The following is an 18193-nucleotide window of genomic DNA, read 5'->3' on the forward strand; positions in this document are numbered from 1 at the left end:
GGTGATAAATTATGCGTACTGGCTCTCAAATATTCCGGAAGTCGGAATACGCACCAGAAACAGGCTGATTGCCGCAGCAGGAAGTGCGAGGGAGATTTATGGACTGACAGAAAAACAGCTTCTTCTGATCCCTGGCGTGACGGAAAAACATGCTGCGAGGATCTTAGAGAGCAGAAAAAAAGATTATGATGCAATGTTTGAGGGGATGATAGAACAAGGAATCTGGTTTTTATCCAGAGAGGAACAGCTGTTCCCAGAACGTCTTGCCACAATCCCGGATGCACCATATAGCATTTATGTGAAAGGGAATATGCCGGCAGAGTGGAATAAAAAGACAGTGGCGATCGTTGGTGCACGCCGCTGTTCTGCTTACGGCAGATCAGTGGCAGAAAAAATAGCAGGAAAAATAGCAGAATCAGGTGCATGGGTTGTAAGCGGCATGGCATCCGGGGTTGATGGTGGCGGACATGCGGGTGCACTTGAGAAAAATGGATATACATGTGCAGTATTAGGGTGTGGGGTAGATATCTGTTATCCAAGATCAAATATTAGAATATACCAGGAGATACTTGAAAAAAATGGTGCGGTCATCTCAGAATATCCGCCGGGGACAAATCCGTCTGCGCCGCTTTTTCCTGCAAGGAACCGGATCATTGCAGGACTTGCGGATGTGGTGGTTGTTGTTGAGGCAAAAATAAAGAGTGGTTCGCTTATTACGGCGGATTATGCGTTAGAACAGGGGAGAGACATATATGCGGTGCCGGGACGTATATATGATGCGCTTAGCGGGGGATGCAATAATCTGATACGGCAGGGGGCAGGCATTATTTCTGATGTAGATGAATTCTTAAAAGAAATTGAATTACAGGGGGAGATAAATACCGGAGAAGATAATTTAAAAAATTTATTACTTGAAAAAGATGAGCGACTGGTGTATAGTTGTCTAAGTTTACGACCGAAAAACGTCGGGGAACTCTTGGAGAAGACTGGTATATTAGTACCGGACATGATGGACGTACTTGCCAGACTTCTGCAAAAAGGTTTTATTACCGAGACAGTTAAAAATTACTATATCAGAAAAATATGAAAGAAATTCTTAGACACAGCAATCTGCACAAATGAAACAGAGCTGCTGTCAGAAACAATAGATGGCACGTTTTGTACACTGCTCTATTGTCATGAATAAAAGGAGATGGATGCATGGCAAAGTATCTTGTTATTGTGGAGTCGCCCGCAAAGGTAAAGACAATTAAAAAATTTCTGGGAAAAAATTATGAGGTAGTGGCATCGAACGGACATGTGAGAGATCTGCCAAAAAGCCAGATGGGAATTGATACAGAGAATGATTTTGAACCCAAATATATTACGATCCGCGGAAAGGGAGATATCCTGGCAAAACTGCGAAAGGAAGCAAAAAAAGCAGATAAAGTTTATCTTGCAACTGACCCCGATCGTGAGGGAGAGGCGATTTCATGGCATTTGAGCCAGGCACTGAAGCTGGATGATAAAAATGCACAGAGAATTACTTTTAATGAGATTACGCAGAATGCAGTGAAGGCTTCGTTAAAAGAACCGCGCCAGATTGACATGAATCTTGTAGATGCACAGCAGACCAGACGAATTCTGGATCGTCTGGTGGGATATGAGATCAGTCCACTGCTATGGGCAAAAGTAAAAAGAGGACTTAGTGCCGGACGTGTCCAGTCAGTCGCGCTTCGCATTATCTGTGACCGGGAGGATGAGATTAATGCATTCATTCCGGAAGAATACTGGACACTGGATGCAGAACTGTCTGTAAAAGGTGAAAAAAAGGCATTGCTCGCCAAATTTTATGGAGATGAGAATGGAAAAGTTACAATTTCCAGTAAAGAGCAGGCAGACCGCATCATGGCAGAGATGCAGAAAGAAGAGTTTCACATTTTAGAGGTAAAAAAAGGAGAACGTGTGAAAAAAGCTCCGTTACCGTTTACAACCAGTACGTTACAACAGGAAGCATCTAAGGCACTTAATTTTCCGATTTCAAAAACAATGCGTATTGCACAGCAGTTGTATGAAGGTGTGGATGTCAAAGGTCAGGGAACGGTTGGTCTTATCACTTACTTAAGAACAGACTCTGTACGAATTTCAGAAGAGGCAGATGCACAGGCGCGGGAATATATTGCTGAAAATTATGGTGAGAACTATATTGCAGGTGAAAAAACAGCAAAGAAGAATGGAGCCAAAATTCAGGATGCGCATGAGGCGATCCGTCCGTCTGATATCAATCGTACACCTGTCATGGTGAAAGAGTCGTTATCGAGAGATCAGTTCCGCCTGTACCAGTTGATCTGGAAACGTTTTGCGGCAAGCAGAATGTCACAGGCGGTTTATGAGACAACAAATGTAAAAATTGGAGCAGGAAAATACCAGTTTACAGTATCTGCTTCTAAAATTGCATTTGACGGATTTATGTCAGTGTATACAAGCGATGATGATGAAAAGGCAGAGAATAATGTCCTGGTAGGCTCTATTGATGAGAATACAGTGCTTGGATTAAAAGAGTTTGATGAAAAACAGCATTTTACCCAGCCACCGGCCCACTATACAGAGGCATCACTGGTAAAAACATTAGAGGAGCTGGGAATAGGACGTCCGAGTACTTATTCACCGACAATCACGACACTGCTAGGAAGACGATATATTGTTAAGGAAGCAAAAAATTTATATGTGACGGAACTTGGAGAAGTGGTCAATCAGATTATGAAGGAATCATTTCCAAGCATTGTAGACGAACATTTTACCGCAAACATGGAATCGCTGCTTGATGGTGTTGAAGAAGGCAATGTAAACTGGAAAACAGTGGTACGTAATTTCTATCCGGATCTGGATGAAGCTGTGAAGGCAGCGCAGAAGGATCTGGAAAAAGTAAAAATAGAAGATGAAGTGACAGATGTTATCTGTGATGTCTGCGGCAGAAATATGGTAGTAAAATATGGTCCGCATGGCAAGTTCCTTGCATGTCCGGGATTCCCGGAATGCCGCAATACAAAACCTTATCTCGAAAAGATTGGAGTTGCATGTCCGAAGTGCGGTAAGGAAGTTGTACTTCGCAAAACGAAAAAAGGAAGAAAATATTTCGGCTGCGAGGATAATCCGGAATGTGATTTTATGAGCTGGTCAAGACCTGTTGCAGAAAAATGTCCGAAATGTGGCGGGTACATGGTAGTCAAAGGAAATAAGATTGTGTGTGCAGATGAACAGTGCGGTTATGTGACAGATCGTAAAAATGTTGAAAAAGATTCCGAATAATGAAATAATTTTAGGAAGAATATATTAAGAATATTGAATTTTCAGAATTGACGTGATAAAATATAGTACATCATGAAAGACATATATGTAGTCAGGAGGCACGCATTATGAGCGTTCAGTTGTTGGATAAAACAAGAAAAATCAATAAATTGCTTCACAATAATAATTCATCCAAAGTAGTATTTAATGATATATGCGACGTATTAAAAGAAATACTGGAATCAAATATCCTTGTCATCAGTAAAAAAGGAAAAGTACTTGGAACCGGAGTAAGACAGGATGTCGAAGAGATCAATGAATTGATCGTGGATGAAGTAGGAGGTTTTATTGATCCGCTTTTAAATGAACGTTTGCTTGGAATCCTGTCCACAAAAGAGAATGTTAATCTTGAAACATTGGGATTTGTGGATGATGTAAAAAAATATACAGCGATCATTACACCAATTGATATTGCCGGAGAACGGCTTGGAACATTGTTTGTATACCGTGAGAACCGTCAGTATGATATAGATGATATTATATTGAGCGAATATGGAACAACTGTGGTCGGACTTGAAATGATGCGTTCTGTAAATGAAGAAAATGCAGAAGAAACAAGAAAGGTACAGATTGTAAAATCTGCGATCAGTACATTATCTTTTTCAGAATTAGAAGCAATCACACATATTTTTGATGAGATGGACGGCAAAGAAGGAATCCTTGTTGCAAGTAAGATAGCAGACCGTGTTGGAATTACAAGATCGGTGATCGTAAACGCACTTCGCAAGTTTGAAAGTGCAGGTGTGATCGAATCGAGATCATCCGGAATGAAAGGAACATACATCAAGGTATTGAATGATGTTGTGTTTGATGAACTAGACAAGATAAAGAAAGAGAATCATAAGAATAGTTAAATGAAAAGGAATTTGTTACGCTATTTGAAAAACGTGACAAATTCCTTTTTTATGAGGGTGCTTTTTACAGCATTCTGGTAGCATGTTCGCTAAAAAATGCAAAAAATGTCGAAAAAAAGAGAATTATGAAGAATCAGAACAAATTGTTGTACACGAAATCGTAAAATAATACAAGATACGGGGAAAAACAACAAAAAAAAGTAAAAAACTCTTGTGTTTTTTTTGAGATATTTTATAATAAAATAGAATAATGTAGAAAATAGTGCATGAAAGGAGCAACAGAATGTTTACAACGAATGCATTTGACTATACAAATATACTTGATAAAGCGGCTGATGCAAGCTGGATGCGTGAGAATGTTATCACTAATAATATTGCAAATATCGACACACCTGGATACAAGAGACAGGATGTTGATTTTGAATCTGTATTACAAAAGGCACTCGGTAAGACAAAATACAGCAGCCTTGATAAGAAGGTAAGAGAATTGAACCAGAATCTTGGAAAACTTACAGCGACATCTTATACGGATGCGGCAAATTATTCATACCGTCTTGACCGTAATAATGTGGATGAAAACACGGAAAATGCGGAGCTGGCTTCTGAATCATTGAGATATCAGCTATTGACGACAGCGATAACAAACAATTTCTCAAGAATGCAGACAGTCTTAAAATAAAAGAATAAAAAGAAACAAAGGATGGAAATTATATGGGATTATTTCAGGCATTTGATATCAGTGCAAGTGGTATGACAGCAGAACGCTTCCGTATGGATACGATTGCACAGAATATTGCAAATATTAATACAACAAGAACGGAAGATGGGACACCGTACCGGAGAAAGATTGTTACATTTGCGGAAAAGACAGAAACACCTTTTTCGCAGTATTATGAGACGGCAAGAGCGAGAGCGGTTGGAAATGGTGTAAAAGTAACATCTGTAAAAGAAGATGATGAGACAGAAATGCGCATGGTTTATGACCCATCCCATCCGGATGCAGATGAAAACGGTTATGTTACATATCCGAATGTTAATACAGTAACTGAAATGACGAACCTGATTGATGCAACGAGAGCATATGAGGCGAATACAACAGCATTTGATGCAACAAAAAGTATGGTACAGGCTGCACTCAACATCAGCAAATAAGGAAAGGAATGACGGTAAATGGACATTACTTCGTTGACAGGGATTACATCAGATTATATTGAAAAAGTAGCAGAACAGAACAGACTCGTAAATACTTCAGATGACAGTTTCCAGTCAGTACTTGATTCAGCAATGAATGTGTTGACAGAAACAAGTGATTTGCAGAATGATGCAGAGGCTGCTCAGATAGAATTTGCCCTTGGGAAGGCAGACAATCCGCATGATATGCAGGTTGCAGCAAAGAAAGCGCTTACAGCACTTCAGTATACAACAGCAGTAAGGGATAAAATGTTGGATGCATATAAAGAGATCATGAATATGCAAATTTAATGAATGGAGTCAGATAACATGCCGGAACAGGTGCAGAATATATTAAATAAGATTACAGAGTGGTGGAAAAAATTCAATACAAAGCAGAAAGCATTACTGATCAGTATTGTGGCAGTAATCCTTGTTGCACTGGCAATACTGGCAGCAGTTGTGAGCAAACCCAATATGGTTACGCTGCATGAATGTCAGACAACAGCGGAAGCTGGTACAGTAAAAGATCTGCTGGATGGTGAAAACATTTCATATCAGATGTCTCAGGATGGTCTGATCTTTTATGTAGATGCGAAGGATGAAGCGGCTGCGTCTATCCTGCTCGGCAAGAATGACATTCCGAGTCAGGGAGCTTCAATCGATAATGTTTTTGATGGCGGATTCAGCTCAACTGAGGCAGATAAAACAAAAAAATATAAAGTTTATCTGCAGAAATATTTCGCAGAACAGTTAGAGACACTGTCAAATGTTGAAAGCGCTTCTGTTACTCTTGATATTCCGAATGATGATGGAACAATTCTTGCAAAAGATCAGGATTCATATGCCGCAGTCATTCTTACCTTAAGTGGAGATATGGATGAAGATCAGGCCGCAGGTCTTGCAAAATACATAGCAACACAGCTTGGTAATAAAAATACAGATAATATTCAGATTTTAGATTCTAATTCCAATGTTTTATTTTCGGGAGATTCTTCTGATACTTCGATAGGAACAGCAAACAGTCAGCTTTCAGTAAAATCAAAGGCAGAAAATCTTGTAAAAAGCAAAGTAAAAGATGTTATGGTTGGATCTTCCCTGTTTGATCATGTGGAAGTGGCACAGGAACTCGTGATGGATTTTGACACATCGGAAGAGGCAACCCATGAATATTACGCACCAGACGGACAGACGAATGGTATGGTTGGCAGCAAGAGCGAGTATGAATCAGATTCAGAAGGTGGCGCGGCTGCAACACCTGGAACAGATTCCAATGATGATACTTCTTATGTAATCGAAGATAATAATTACACACACAGTACAGTTACAGATACAACAACCAATTATCAGAATAATGAGAAAGTAACAAAGAAATCTTCCAATGGAGGAACTGTTGATTATGCAAGTTCTTCTGTTTCTCTGGTGGCAACAAAATATCGTATCTATGATGAAGATACATTGCGTGCATCCGGAGCACTGGAAAATATGACGTTTGATGAGTATGTTGCAGCAAACAGTGACCCGACACCGATCACGGTTGATCAGGAATACATTACAATGATCTCTAATGCAACAGGAATCCCGACTGATAAGATTACGATCATTGCGCAGGAAGAACCGGTTTTCCAGTATTCTTCCGGTGGAAGAAGTGCTTCCGATTATTTACAGATTGTGCTTGTGGTTCTGATCCTTCTTCTTCTTGGTTATGTGGTATTCCGCAGCACCAGAAAAGAGAAAACCGCAGAGATCGAACCGGAGCTTTCTGTTGAGAGCCTGCTTGAATCAACAAAAGAGAGCCAGGAAGAAATGCAGGATATTGGATACAATGAGAAGTCTGAGACCCGTATCCTGATCGAAAAATTTGTGGAAGATAATCCAGAGGCGGCAGCTTCATTATTGCGCAACTGGTTGAACGAGGAGTGGGAATAAGGTATGGCAACAAATACACAGGATTATACTGGAATACAAAAGGCGGCGATTCTTTTGATTGCCTTAGGACCGGAGCGGTCTGCTGATATTTTTAAACATTTAAAAGAAGATGAAATTGAAGAGCTGACACTTGAAATCGCAAATACCAGAAGCGTTTCACCGCAGGTTAAGGAAGATGTCTTAAATGAATTTTATCAGATCTGCCTTGCACAGCAGTATATTGCTGAAGGCGGTATTGGATATGCAAAAGAACTGCTGGACAAAGCTCTTGGTGAGGAAAAGGCACAGGAAGTTATTACGAAACTTACAGCATCATTGCAGGTACGTCCGTTTGAATTTGTGCGGAAAACAGATCCAAGCCAGTTACTGAACTTTATCCAGGATGAACATCCACAGACAATTGCCATGATCTTATCATATCTGACATCCGCGCAGGCGGCACTTGTGATCGGGGCACTTCCACCGGAAAAACAGGCGGATGTTGCAAAACGTATTGCAATGATGGATCGTACATCACCGGATGTGATTAAAGAGGTAGAGCGTGTTTTGGAAAAGAAACTTTCTTCGCTTGTCAATCAGGACTACACGATTGTTGGTGGTGTGGATGCAATCGTAAATATTTTAAATACGGTAGACCGTACGACAGAGAAACATATCATGGAGTCTTTAGAGATCGAAGAACCGGAACTGGCAGACGAGATCCGCAAGAAGATGTTTGTATTCGAGGATATCTTGCTGCTTGATGACCGTGCAATCCAGCGTGTACTCCGCGATGTCGATAATGCAGATCTTGGTGTTGCACTTAAGGCTGCAAATGAGGAAGTACAGAATGTTATCTTTAAGAATCTTTCAAAACGTCTGGCAGCAATGATCAAAGAGGATATGGAGTTTATGGGTCCTGTCCGTATGAAGGATGTTGAGGAGGCTCAGCAGAAAGTTGTCAGTGTTATTCGTAAATTAGAGGATTCTGGAGAAATCGTAATCTCCAGAGGCGGAGGTGACGAGATCGTTGTCTAATCTTTACAAACCATGGTTCGTACATACAGAGAGTCAGAATGCGAGGGTGATCAATTCAAATGATCATATGCAGGAATTTCTGAAACAAAACATCATAAAAGAGGCACAGCCGAAAGAAGCACGGCCGGTAGGACCGGATGGTTTTGCAGAGGGAATCATTACTGAAAAAACAGATAATGTGATCCCTGTAGAAGAACCGGAACAGGATATGTCTGCTGCAAATGAAAAAGCGGAACAGATACTTTCGCAGGCGAGGGCACAGGCGGATGTGCTGATTGACGATGCAAGACAAGAAGCAGAAACGATACGCGAGAAAGCAAAGAAACAGGGATATCTGGAAGGACAGAGTACATTAGAACAGGAGTATGACCAGAAAAAACAGCAATTAGAACAGGAACAGCAGCGGAAAAAGGCACAATTGCAGAATTCCTACCAGGAAAAACACAAAAATATGGAAAGAGAACTGGTGGATGTAATATTGGATGTGTTTAATAAAGTTTTTCATGTCCAGTTTGATGGCAAAAAGGAGATCCTGCTTCATCTGATCGATAATGCTATTGCCAATATAGAGGATGAAAAGCGTTTCCGGATCAAAGTGGCAGGCGACAATGTCTCATTTCTGGAGGAACATAAAGAAAATATATTAGATTATGTGGGTCATGATATAGAATTGGAGATCGTTCCTGATTATACGCTGGATGAAAATGCATGTGTTATAGAAACCGATTCGGGAATCTTTGACTGCAGTCTGGATGTGCAGCTTGATAATCTGATGAAAGATATCAGATCCTTGTGTTCTTAAAAGTGAGGCGGCAGAATGTATACATTTGATAAATATCTTCAGCTTGCTGACAAGACATATTTTAACCGTCTGGGCAAGGTGACAAAGATTGTTGGTCTTACGATTGAATCTGTAGGACCAAATGCAAAACTGAATGATCTGTGCCGCATCATTATCGATCGGGAACAAAATCTTTCGACGATGGCTGAAGTGGTTGGTTTCCGTGACAAACATTTACTTTTGATGCCTTTTGAAAGCGTGGAAGGAATTGGTGTTGGCTGTATCGTAGAGAATACAGGACATCCTTTGACTGTAAAGGTTGGAGAAGAACTGTTAGGTCACACTTTAGATGGAATCGGGAGACCAACGGATGTGGATGAGTTGCTGGTTCCATATGATTACCCGGTTGAGGCACAGCCGCCGGACCCGATGGCAAGAAAGATCATTGATGAGGTTCTGCCTTTGGGCGTTAAGGCAGTCGATGGTCTGATCACAGTCGGCAAAGGACAGAGAATCGGTATCTTTGCGGGATCTGGTGTTGGAAAAAGTACTTTGCTTGGAATGTTTGCAAGAAATACAAAAGCAGATATCAATGTGATCGCGCTGATTGGTGAGCGTGGAAGGGAAGTAAGGGAATTTGTGGAACGTGATCTTGGTGAAGAAGGCATGAAACGCTCCGTGGTTATTGTTGCGACATCCGATAAACCTGCATTGATAAGAAATAAAGCTGCAAAAACAGCAACAGCTATTGCTGAATACTTTAGAGATCAGGGGAAAGATGTGTTGCTGATGATGGATTCACTGACACGATTTTCTATGGCACAGCGGGAGATTGGGTTGGCATCCGGAGAGCCACCGGTAACAAGAGGATATCCACCAAGCGTATATTCAGAAATGCCTAAACTCCTAGAACGTGCGGGAACCTCAGACAAAGGATCTATTACCGGACTTTATACCGTACTTGTAGATGGTGATGATATGAATGAACCAATTACAGATACGGCGAGAAGTATTCTGGATGGACATATCATGTTATCCAGAAAATTAGGACATAAAAATCATTATCCTGCAATTGATGTTTTACAGAGTATTTCCCGTGTTATGAGCTCAATTGCTACAAGTGAACATAAAGAACTTGCCGGAAAATTAAGAAATGTTATGGCTACTTATAATGAGGCAGAGGATCTGATCAATATTGGAGCCTATAAAAATGGAACCAATCGTGAAATAGATTATGCTATTCAGAAAATACAGGCAGTAAATGAATTTCTGATGCAGAAGACCGATGAAAAATTTGAATTCAGTGAGGAAATTGATCTTCTTAGAAAACTGTTTGAAAACTAAGAAAGGTTTTTGACATGGCAAAGTTCAGATACAGAATGCAGAACATTCTTGATATCAAAGAAAAAATGGAAAATCAGGCAAAGACAGCCTATGGTATGGCAAATGCAAAACTGGCAACAGAACAGCAGAAACTTCAGGACATTCTGATCCGGAGAGCCGGGTATGAATCAAAAGCAAGGGAATTAGTAAGTGGAAACCTCAATGTTTTGGAAATTTGTGAATGTAGGCAGGCTATTGATGTTATGAAAAGCAAACAGCGCAGCCAGATGATGAATGTACATGCTGCGGAACGCAATGTTGAATTGGCAAGAAAACAGCTAAATGAAGCAATGGTTGAACGCAAAACACATGAAAAACTAAAAGAAAAAGCTTTTGAGGAATTTAAACAGGAACTTTTACATGAAGAGTCTAAAGAAATAGACGAACTTGTCAGTTATACCTATCACGATAATGGACAGCGCAGTTAGGCAGTTTGAGCGGACAGGAGGAAAACATGGCAGAAGAAAAAGAAGAAGTTGTAGATAAGAAAGCTGCAAAAAAAGAAGAAAAACAAAGAAAAAAAGAAGAGACAAAAGCAAAAAAAGCACAGCGGGCAGAAGATAGTGATGAGCTTGAGGAAGAAAGCGGCGGAAGCAAAGTGGCTGTATTCTTTGTCTCACTTCTGATCATAATTGTATGGCTTGCGATTATAGCACTTTTGATCAAATGGGATGTTGGTGGATTTGGCTCAGGCATGCTTGCACCGATCTTAAAGGATGTTCCTTATGTGAACAAGATTTTGCCGGATGATGCGGTGGAAGAAGTTTCAACAGAGGACAGTGCCTATGCATATGACACTATGGCAGATGCAGTGGAGCGCATCAAAGAGCTGGAAAAAGAACTGGCAGATGCCCAGAATACATCATCTGCAAATGCAGATTATATCAGCCAGCTGGAAGCACAGTCGGCAGAGTTACAGCAATATAAGGAAAACGAGGCAGAATTTGAAAAAGAAAAGCAGAGTTTTTATGAAGATGTTGTTTTTTCAGATGTAGCCCCGGATGTTGAGGAATATAAGAAATATTATGAAAGTATCGATCCTGCTAATGCAGAAGTATTGTATAAGCAGGTGGTAGCACAGACGGCAGAGGATGAGCAGCTTGATGATTATATCAAGACATATTCATCCATGAAGCCGAAAGAGGCGGCAGCAATTTTTGATACCATGACAGATAATCTGAAGCTGGTTGCACAGATTTTAAATGGAATGGATGCAGATTCAAGAGCTGCTATTCTTGGCAAAATGAGTTCTGATACCGCTGCAAAGGTAACAGAGATCATGAAGCCTTCAGAATAGATTATTAAGCGGCAGTACATGCAGCGAAAGAGAGAGGAGGAAGAAAAATGGGAAGCACGAGTGTTTCAGAAGTGACCGGTATCATGTCTGTTGGACAGGGAAGCCAGACACTCACAGGTACAAAAGAAGGAGATCTGAAAGTCCAGTTTGCAGAAGTGATGAGCCAGATGACAACACAGGTTGGATACGGATACAGTTATGGCGGACAGAACGGCAAACAGAACATGTCTGTTGTGACAGGGAAAAGCAGTGTCACAGATAACTATGAGCGTTATCAGAATAATGCTGCCAGTATAAAAAATAATCCGTCAGACAAAACAGATATCCAGACTGGGAATACAGATGAAAAGCTGGCTGCATTTGAAGAGGATGTTAGACAGGTTTTGAAAGAGAAACTTGGTGTGACAGATGAAGAGATCACGGATGCAATGCAGAAGCTGGGACTTACTGTGGCTGATCTTATACAGCCGAACCAGCTTACACAACTTACAGCTGAACTTACAGGATCTGAAAATATCGGCGAATTGTTATGCAATGATTCGTTTATGGAAATTGTAAATGAAATCGGTGGATTATCACAGGATCTGTTAGATGATCTTGGAATGACATCACAGATGTTTACTGAGACGGTTGCGGCAGCATCACAGGTTGTAACGACTCCGAAATCGGCAGGTATTGAACAGTTACCGGAAATGCAGGTAACAGAAAATGTTAAAGCAGACAAAACCGCAGCAAACGATACATCAGATCAGATGAATTCTGTTTTGAAGGAAGAAAACACAGTTCAGACAGCATCAGATGCAGATGAAGTGGAAATACAAAAACAGGAAGACAATATTCTCCTGCAAAAAGAAGTGGCAGAAGAAACAGATACAAAGGCAGATGACGGGCAGACAGGAAACAGAAATGAATCCGGGAACACGTCAAATCAGACAGCATTTGTGAGTCAGGAGCATACTGTTGATCCGGCAGCGGCAAAAACACCGGAGACTGTACCGGAATTTTCAAGACAGCTTGATACGTTAGATCTGATCCGGCAGGTGACAGAGTTTACAAAAGTTACTGTCCGTGAAGCACAGACGACAATGGAAATGCAGTTGAATCCGGAACATCTTGGCAAGCTTTATATCGAAGTAACAACCAAAGAAGGTAACGTATCTGCTCATATCATGACACAGAATGAACTGGTAAAAGAAGCCTTAGAGTCACAGATGGCAGAACTTAAACAGAGTATGAATCAGGCAGGCGTCAAGGTAGATGCTGTGGAAGTCACAGTTGGGAGTCATGAGTTTGAGAAAAACTTAGAGCAGAATGCAAAACAGGATGAAAGACAGGCAGAGGAGCAGGAAAAAGCTTCGCCAAAGACTAGAAGAATCAACTTAGATGAGTTAGATGAACTCTCCGGAGTCATGAGTGAGGAAGAAGCCCTTGTGGCGCAGATTATGGCAGATCACGGTAATTCCGTAGATTATACTGCTTAAAACAAAAGAAAGGAGAAAAAAATGGCATTAATTCAGCCCGTTGAAGACGGAAAAATACCAAAGGATACCAGTACTACAAGCAAATCGGATACCAGCAATGACCTTGGCTATGACCAGTTCTTACAGCTGTTATGTGCAGAGATGCAGTATCAGGATCCGTTAGAGCCTACCAGCAATACGGAGTATGTTGCACAGCTTGCTACATTTTCACAGATGGAAGCAACACTTGGTATGCAGAGTACAATCGAGAGCAGCAATGCAAATGCACTTGTTGGAAAATATGTTATTATCAAGACAACATCTTCGACTGGAGAAACAACAGCAACAGAGGGATTTGTTGATTATGTACAGAAAGAAAACGGTGAGCAGAAGATCTGTGTAAATGGGGTGTTATATTCACTTTCTGATGTATATCAGGTTGCAGATACCGAATACATGGAGGCAGAGACACTTGCTAAGACGTTTGCAGCAGCGGTTGCTAAATTGCCGAATGCAGCACAGCTTACATTAAGTGACAAAGATGATGTCAAGAATTTAAAGACATATTACGATAATCTGAATTCTTATCAGCAGTCAAAGATCGATACAGATACTTTGAAAAAATATCAGGAACTGCTTGCACAGATGGAAAAACTTGCAGGAAAAGACTGGTATAAAAGTACTTCATCATCGACAGGTACAAAAACAGATACAGATACAAAAACAGATACGACAACAGGAACAGATACAACAACAGACACAAAGACAGATACAGATAAAACCTGATATCTGACAGAAGGGAAATGCGATTATGAATAAGATCAGTAACCAGTTTGCTTCCATTGAGCAGGTAACTGACCAGTATCTGACTCGGAAAAGCACGGATGCGGTAACTTCGAGCGGTGTCTCCTTTGAAGATATTTTAAAGCAGAAGCAGGATGCAAAAGCAGGTGGGACACTCAAATTTTCCAAGCATGCCACGATGCGCCTGATGGATCGTAATATCAATCTGTCAGAGGAACAGAATGAACGACTTGAGACAGGCGTTTTTAAGGCTGGTGAAAAGGGAATCAGAGAATCGTTAGTAATTGTTGATTCACTCGCTTTTATCGTAAATGTTCCGAACAGGACAGTCGTTACAGCAATGGACCGGACAGAGTCCGATGATAATATTTATACCAATATTGATGGTGCTGTGATCACGTAGCCGGACCGAAATGGAGGCTAGATTCCCGGAATGACAGAAGGGAAGGCAGCACAAAAGAACTTAGGAGGTCAATTTCAACTATGATGAGATCAATGTACTCTGCTGTGTCAGGTCTTAAGACACATCAGACAAAAATGGACGTTATTGGTAACAATATCGCCAACGTAAACACAGTAGCTTTTAAATCATCCTCAGTTGTATTTCAGGATGTTTTATATCAGATGACAAGTAATGCATCCGGTGCGAACGCAGCAACAGGTACCGGTGGTGTGAATGCAAAACAGATCGGTCTTGGTGTTACGACCGGTGCAACAAACTTAAGCATCACAACTTCCGGTGCGGCTGAAACAACCGGACGTGCATTCGATATCCGTTTATCAGACCAGTCTACGACAAACTTTTTTGTAGTTAACAACGGTTCTGAGAACCTGTTTACCAGAGCCGGTTCTTTCTATGTAGATGGTGCCGGTAACTTATGTATGACATCCACCGGTTATACAGTTATGGGATGGCAGGTAGATCCGACAACAGGAAATATCAAGAAGGATACCGTATCTGCACTTCGTGTCATGCAGACATCCAACCTGACATCTCCTCCGGAGGCAACCACACAGGCAAATGTTTCCGGTATTATTGATAAAAATGATAAGGATGTATTGTCAGACAAAGGACTTGTCAAAACACTGACTTTTTTTGATAATCTCGGTTATTCCTATACAGCACGTTTTGCAATGAAATCTACCGGAACAGATGGTAAATACACGGTGGAACTGGAAAAAATCTTAAACAGTGACGGAACAACGTTCTATGATCCGGAAACCAGCAATGTTGATCTGAGTGATATATTTGGAGCAAAAACAACGAATGCTACACTTGGAACATACAGCCAGGTTCAGAGTGGTTATTACTATGATTCTGCTAACGATAAATTCTATGTAGGAAGTGATGCAAACGGTACAGAAATCTCTTGGAATCCGGCAACAAATTCTTTTACGGATGGACAAACTCCAGCAACTACACACAGCCTGAAACAGGTATATGGAATTTCGAATGCAATGGTTGCCAAGATTACAGGTAATAAGGCAAATGCTACAGTCACAAATGGAACACTGACGATCACCGGAGATGTAACGGATTATGCAATCGACTTCAGTACAAAAGATGGTACATTTACAGGAGTCGGTGCAAGAACGTCAAACAATAAGACAAACACAGTTACACTTAATATGAGTAAACTTGGAAACAATCCGACCCAGTTTGATGATATTACCATTGATTTTTCGGGACTGAAAGATGCAAACAACGGTGGTAAATCCACAGCGGTTATGTCTACAGGATCTATAGATGATGGTGTGACAGGAAAAGGAAAGAAATTAGGTGCCATGATCGGTATTTCCATCGACAACAATGGTCTTATCAAAGGTACTTATGATAATGGTAATACAGAAATCCTCGGACAGATCGCAGTAGCACAGTTCGCAAATGCATCCGGTCTTGAAAAAGTAGGAGAGAACTGCTACCGTACAACATTAAACTCCGGTGAGTTTGATGGAATCGGTGTAGAGATATCCGCAGACGGAAGTTCTATGACATCCGGAGAACTTGAGATGTCTAACGTAGATTTATCTACAGAGTTTACACAGATGATCATCACACAGCGTGGTTTCCAGGCAAACTCCCGTATCATCACAACATCCGATACACTGTTAGAGGAACTGGTTAACCTGAAACGTTAATGTAATGTAAAAAAATATAATATTTAGGTAAAACCTGTTCTGAAATGTCGAAACATGTTTTACACAGACAGTTACATATGTTATACTGAACATTGTGGCCGGTTTTAAAATGGACCGGTCACAATAAAAACTGTTGATTAATAATGGAGGAATGATTACTTTATGATCGAAGTGACACGATTGAATGGAACAACAGTATTAATCAATTCGGATCTGATTGAAACGGTGGAGGAGACCCCGGATACAGTTATTTCTCTTACAACAGGTAAAAAGTTTATTGTAAAAGAAAGTAGACAAGAGGTCAAAAATTTAGTAAAATCATACAAAAGGGATATTTTTACAAATGGCCTTTTAAGAGAAGAATAAGTCCCACGGATGGGATTTTATAATCTGAAAAATCAAGGATGGTAGGTGGAAAAAGTGGATATAGCATCAATAGTAGGTATGTTATTAGGCGTTGTAATGTTTGTGTTTGGTGTACTTTCCAACGGAGGTGTTGCAAGTTTACACTCCATGTGGGATACGGCATCATTCATTATTACAATAGGAGGTTCCATTGCAGGTACGCTCGCATCTTTTAAATTGGCAGATTTTATCAATGGTATAAAGTCAATAAAGCTGATTTTTAAGGATGAGGTTCAGGATCCGGCAGTTGTCATCAACCAGATTATCTCACTGTCGAATACTGCGAGAAAAGAAGGACTTCTGGCATTGGAAGAAGCAGCAAACGGGATTGAAGATGATTTTCTGAAAAAAGGAATTATGCTTGTTGTAGATGGTACAGATCCGGAACTGGTAAGAGGAATCATGGAGACTGACTTAGCCTGCGTTGAGAGCAGACATAAAGCTAAAATTGCTGTCTGGGAGAAATGGGCTGAATTAGGTCCTGCCTGGGGTATGATCGGTACCCTGATCGGATTGATCCTCATGTTGCAGAACATGGAAGATGCATCCACAATCGGACCGGCGATGGCAACGGCGCTTGTTACAACATTGTATGGTTCATTACTTGCAAACTGGTTATGTAACCCGATTGCAGGTAAGTTAAAACTGAATAATGATAATGAAATGATGATGAAGGAAATTTCCGTGGAAGGTATTCTGTCGATCCAGGCAGGAGAGAATCCGCGTGTTATAGAAGAAAAACTGAAATCATTCCTTGCACCTTCGGCGCGTAATACAGCGCAGGAAAGCGAGGCTGGAGGTGAAGAATAGTGAAAAGAAAGCCTGATGAACCAAAAGGATCACCGGCATGGATGAATACATTTGCAGATCTGATGAACCTACTGTTATGTTTCTTTGTATTGTTATTCTCTATGTCAACGGTAGATGCAGAAAAGTTTGAAAAAATGGTGGCTTCCTTTCAGAATACATTTAGTATTCTTCCCAATGGAGGATCTTCTATTGGAGATGGAACTCTGATATCATCCGGTGTGAGCCAGCTTGAAATGTTAGATTCTTATTATAAAGACAAAGCGAACTCTGAAACGGATCAGGAAACAGACGAAGAGAATGATGTAGTGGAAGAATATAAAGAACAGGCACTGGAAGAATCAGAAAAAATGTCTGAACAGCTGGAGGATGCCATTGCAAGATATGGAATCCAGGATCAGGTGGAAGTTGATTTCAATGCACAGTATGTCATGCTCAATATGAATGGAGCTCTTTTGTTTGACTCCGGGCATGCTGAAATCCGATCAGAGGCGTATCCGCTGATTGATAAGCTGGGTAAGCTGATCGAACCTTATCAGGATAATATCATAGAAGTAGAGGGACACACGGATAACGTGCCGATTCATTCTGCAAAATATGAAGATAATGATGTGCTTTCATTTTACAGGGCACGGGCGGTTACAGATTATCTAAGAGATATTACAACAGTGGAGCCCGCACATTTGAAGGCATCTGGAAGAGGTGAGTATGTACCTGTTGCAGATAATACAACGCAGGAGGGAAGAGCAAGAAACCGCCGCGTTATTATAAAAATATATAATTCTTATAGTTCAGATTTTAATTGAACAGGAAGGTAGCA

The 18193-nt window shown here is 40.7% G+C and carries 19 protein-coding genes; all 19 read left to right on the forward strand.

Annotated features, from left to right (window positions below; genetic code table 11):
• The first annotated feature begins 1 nt into the window (after position 1).
• The 19 genes from dprA to H8S51_RS09210 all read left to right on the forward strand — a co-directional run bounded on the left by dprA (position 2) and on the right by H8S51_RS09210 (position 18179).
• Positions 2-1087, forward strand: coding sequence for a DNA-processing protein DprA (gene dprA / locus H8S51_RS09120; protein WP_186898857.1), 1086 nt, complete (start codon positions 2-4; stop codon positions 1085-1087).
• 113 nt (positions 1088-1200) lie between these two features.
• Positions 1201-3288 (forward strand): type I DNA topoisomerase, encoded by a 2088-nt coding sequence (gene topA / locus H8S51_RS09125; protein ID WP_186898856.1) that lies wholly within the window; start codon positions 1201-1203, stop codon positions 3286-3288.
• Between the two features lie 107 nt (positions 3289-3395).
• Entirely contained in the window at positions 3396-4181 is a 786-nt protein-coding gene (gene codY, locus H8S51_RS09130; RefSeq protein ID WP_117921761.1) for a GTP-sensing pleiotropic transcriptional regulator CodY, read from the forward strand.
• Positions 4182-4464: 283 nt separating this feature from the next.
• Entirely contained in the window at positions 4465-4860 is a 396-nt protein-coding gene (flgB, locus tag H8S51_RS09135) for a flagellar basal body rod protein FlgB (RefSeq protein ID WP_117921763.1), read from the forward strand.
• Between the two features lie 32 nt (positions 4861-4892).
• The gene (flgC, locus tag H8S51_RS09140; RefSeq protein ID WP_006857500.1) at positions 4893-5333 is read left to right on the forward strand and encodes a flagellar basal body rod protein FlgC; all 441 of its coding nucleotides are present in this window, start codon (positions 4893-4895) and stop codon (positions 5331-5333) included.
• An 18-nt stretch (positions 5334-5351) separates the two neighbouring features.
• Complete coding sequence (gene fliE, locus H8S51_RS09145) at positions 5352-5663, forward strand: flagellar hook-basal body complex protein FliE (RefSeq protein WP_117921765.1); 312 nt, start codon at positions 5352-5354, stop codon at positions 5661-5663.
• Between the two features lie 18 nt (positions 5664-5681).
• Positions 5682-7280, forward strand: coding sequence for a flagellar basal-body MS-ring/collar protein FliF (fliF, locus tag H8S51_RS09150; protein WP_241070987.1), 1599 nt, complete (start codon positions 5682-5684; stop codon positions 7278-7280).
• 3 nt (positions 7281-7283) lie between these two features.
• Positions 7284-8297: a flagellar motor switch protein FliG gene (fliG, locus tag H8S51_RS09155; protein WP_117921770.1), complete on the forward strand. Its 1014-nt coding sequence runs from the start codon at positions 7284-7286 to the stop codon at positions 8295-8297.
• Positions 8290-9099, forward strand: a complete 810-nt coding sequence (locus tag H8S51_RS09160; RefSeq protein ID WP_241070988.1) for a FliH/SctL family protein — start codon at positions 8290-8292, stop codon at positions 9097-9099. Before fliG ends, H8S51_RS09160 begins: the two co-directional genes overlap by 8 nt.
• 15 nt (positions 9100-9114) lie before the next feature.
• Positions 9115-10422, forward strand: coding sequence for a flagellar protein export ATPase FliI (fliI, locus tag H8S51_RS09165; protein ID WP_186898854.1), 1308 nt, complete (start codon positions 9115-9117; stop codon positions 10420-10422).
• A gap of 14 nt (positions 10423-10436) precedes the next feature.
• The gene (fliJ, locus tag H8S51_RS09170) at positions 10437-10889 is read left to right on the forward strand and encodes a flagellar export protein FliJ (protein ID WP_186898853.1); all 453 of its coding nucleotides are present in this window, start codon (positions 10437-10439) and stop codon (positions 10887-10889) included.
• Between the two features lie 26 nt (positions 10890-10915).
• Positions 10916-11758 carry a MotE family protein gene (locus H8S51_RS09175; RefSeq protein WP_186898852.1) on the forward strand — a complete coding sequence of 281 codons (843 nt, stop codon included), beginning with the start codon at positions 10916-10918 and terminating at the stop codon, positions 11756-11758.
• Between the two features lie 47 nt (positions 11759-11805).
• Positions 11806-13239 carry a flagellar hook-length control protein FliK gene (locus H8S51_RS09180; RefSeq protein ID WP_186898851.1) on the forward strand — a complete coding sequence of 478 codons (1434 nt, stop codon included), beginning with the start codon at positions 11806-11808 and terminating at the stop codon, positions 13237-13239.
• 21 nt (positions 13240-13260) lie between these two features.
• Positions 13261-14004: a flagellar hook assembly protein FlgD gene (locus tag H8S51_RS09185; protein ID WP_186898850.1), complete on the forward strand. Its 744-nt coding sequence runs from the start codon at positions 13261-13263 to the stop codon at positions 14002-14004.
• 25 nt (positions 14005-14029) lie between these two features.
• Positions 14030-14425: a TIGR02530 family flagellar biosynthesis protein gene (locus tag H8S51_RS09190; protein ID WP_015560452.1), complete on the forward strand. Its 396-nt coding sequence runs from the start codon at positions 14030-14032 to the stop codon at positions 14423-14425.
• An 80-nt stretch (positions 14426-14505) separates the two neighbouring features.
• Positions 14506-16161, forward strand: coding sequence for a flagellar hook protein FlgE (locus H8S51_RS09195; protein ID WP_186898849.1), 1656 nt, complete (start codon positions 14506-14508; stop codon positions 16159-16161).
• 162 nt (positions 16162-16323) lie between these two features.
• Positions 16324-16527, forward strand: coding sequence for a flagellar FlbD family protein (locus tag H8S51_RS09200; protein ID WP_006857488.1), 204 nt, complete (start codon positions 16324-16326; stop codon positions 16525-16527).
• A 54-nt stretch (positions 16528-16581) separates the two neighbouring features.
• Entirely contained in the window at positions 16582-17376 is a 795-nt protein-coding gene (locus H8S51_RS09205) for a motility protein A (RefSeq protein ID WP_256451914.1), read from the forward strand.
• Positions 17376-18179 (forward strand): OmpA/MotB family protein, encoded by an 804-nt coding sequence (locus H8S51_RS09210; RefSeq protein ID WP_082425117.1) that lies wholly within the window; start codon positions 17376-17378, stop codon positions 18177-18179. The genes H8S51_RS09205 and H8S51_RS09210 overlap by 1 nt, the downstream gene beginning before the upstream one ends.
• The last annotated feature ends 14 nt before the right edge of the window (positions 18180-18193 follow it).

This window comes from Roseburia rectibacter (genome assembly GCF_014287515.2).
Taxonomy (GTDB): domain Bacteria; phylum Bacillota; class Clostridia; order Lachnospirales; family Lachnospiraceae; genus Roseburia; species Roseburia rectibacter.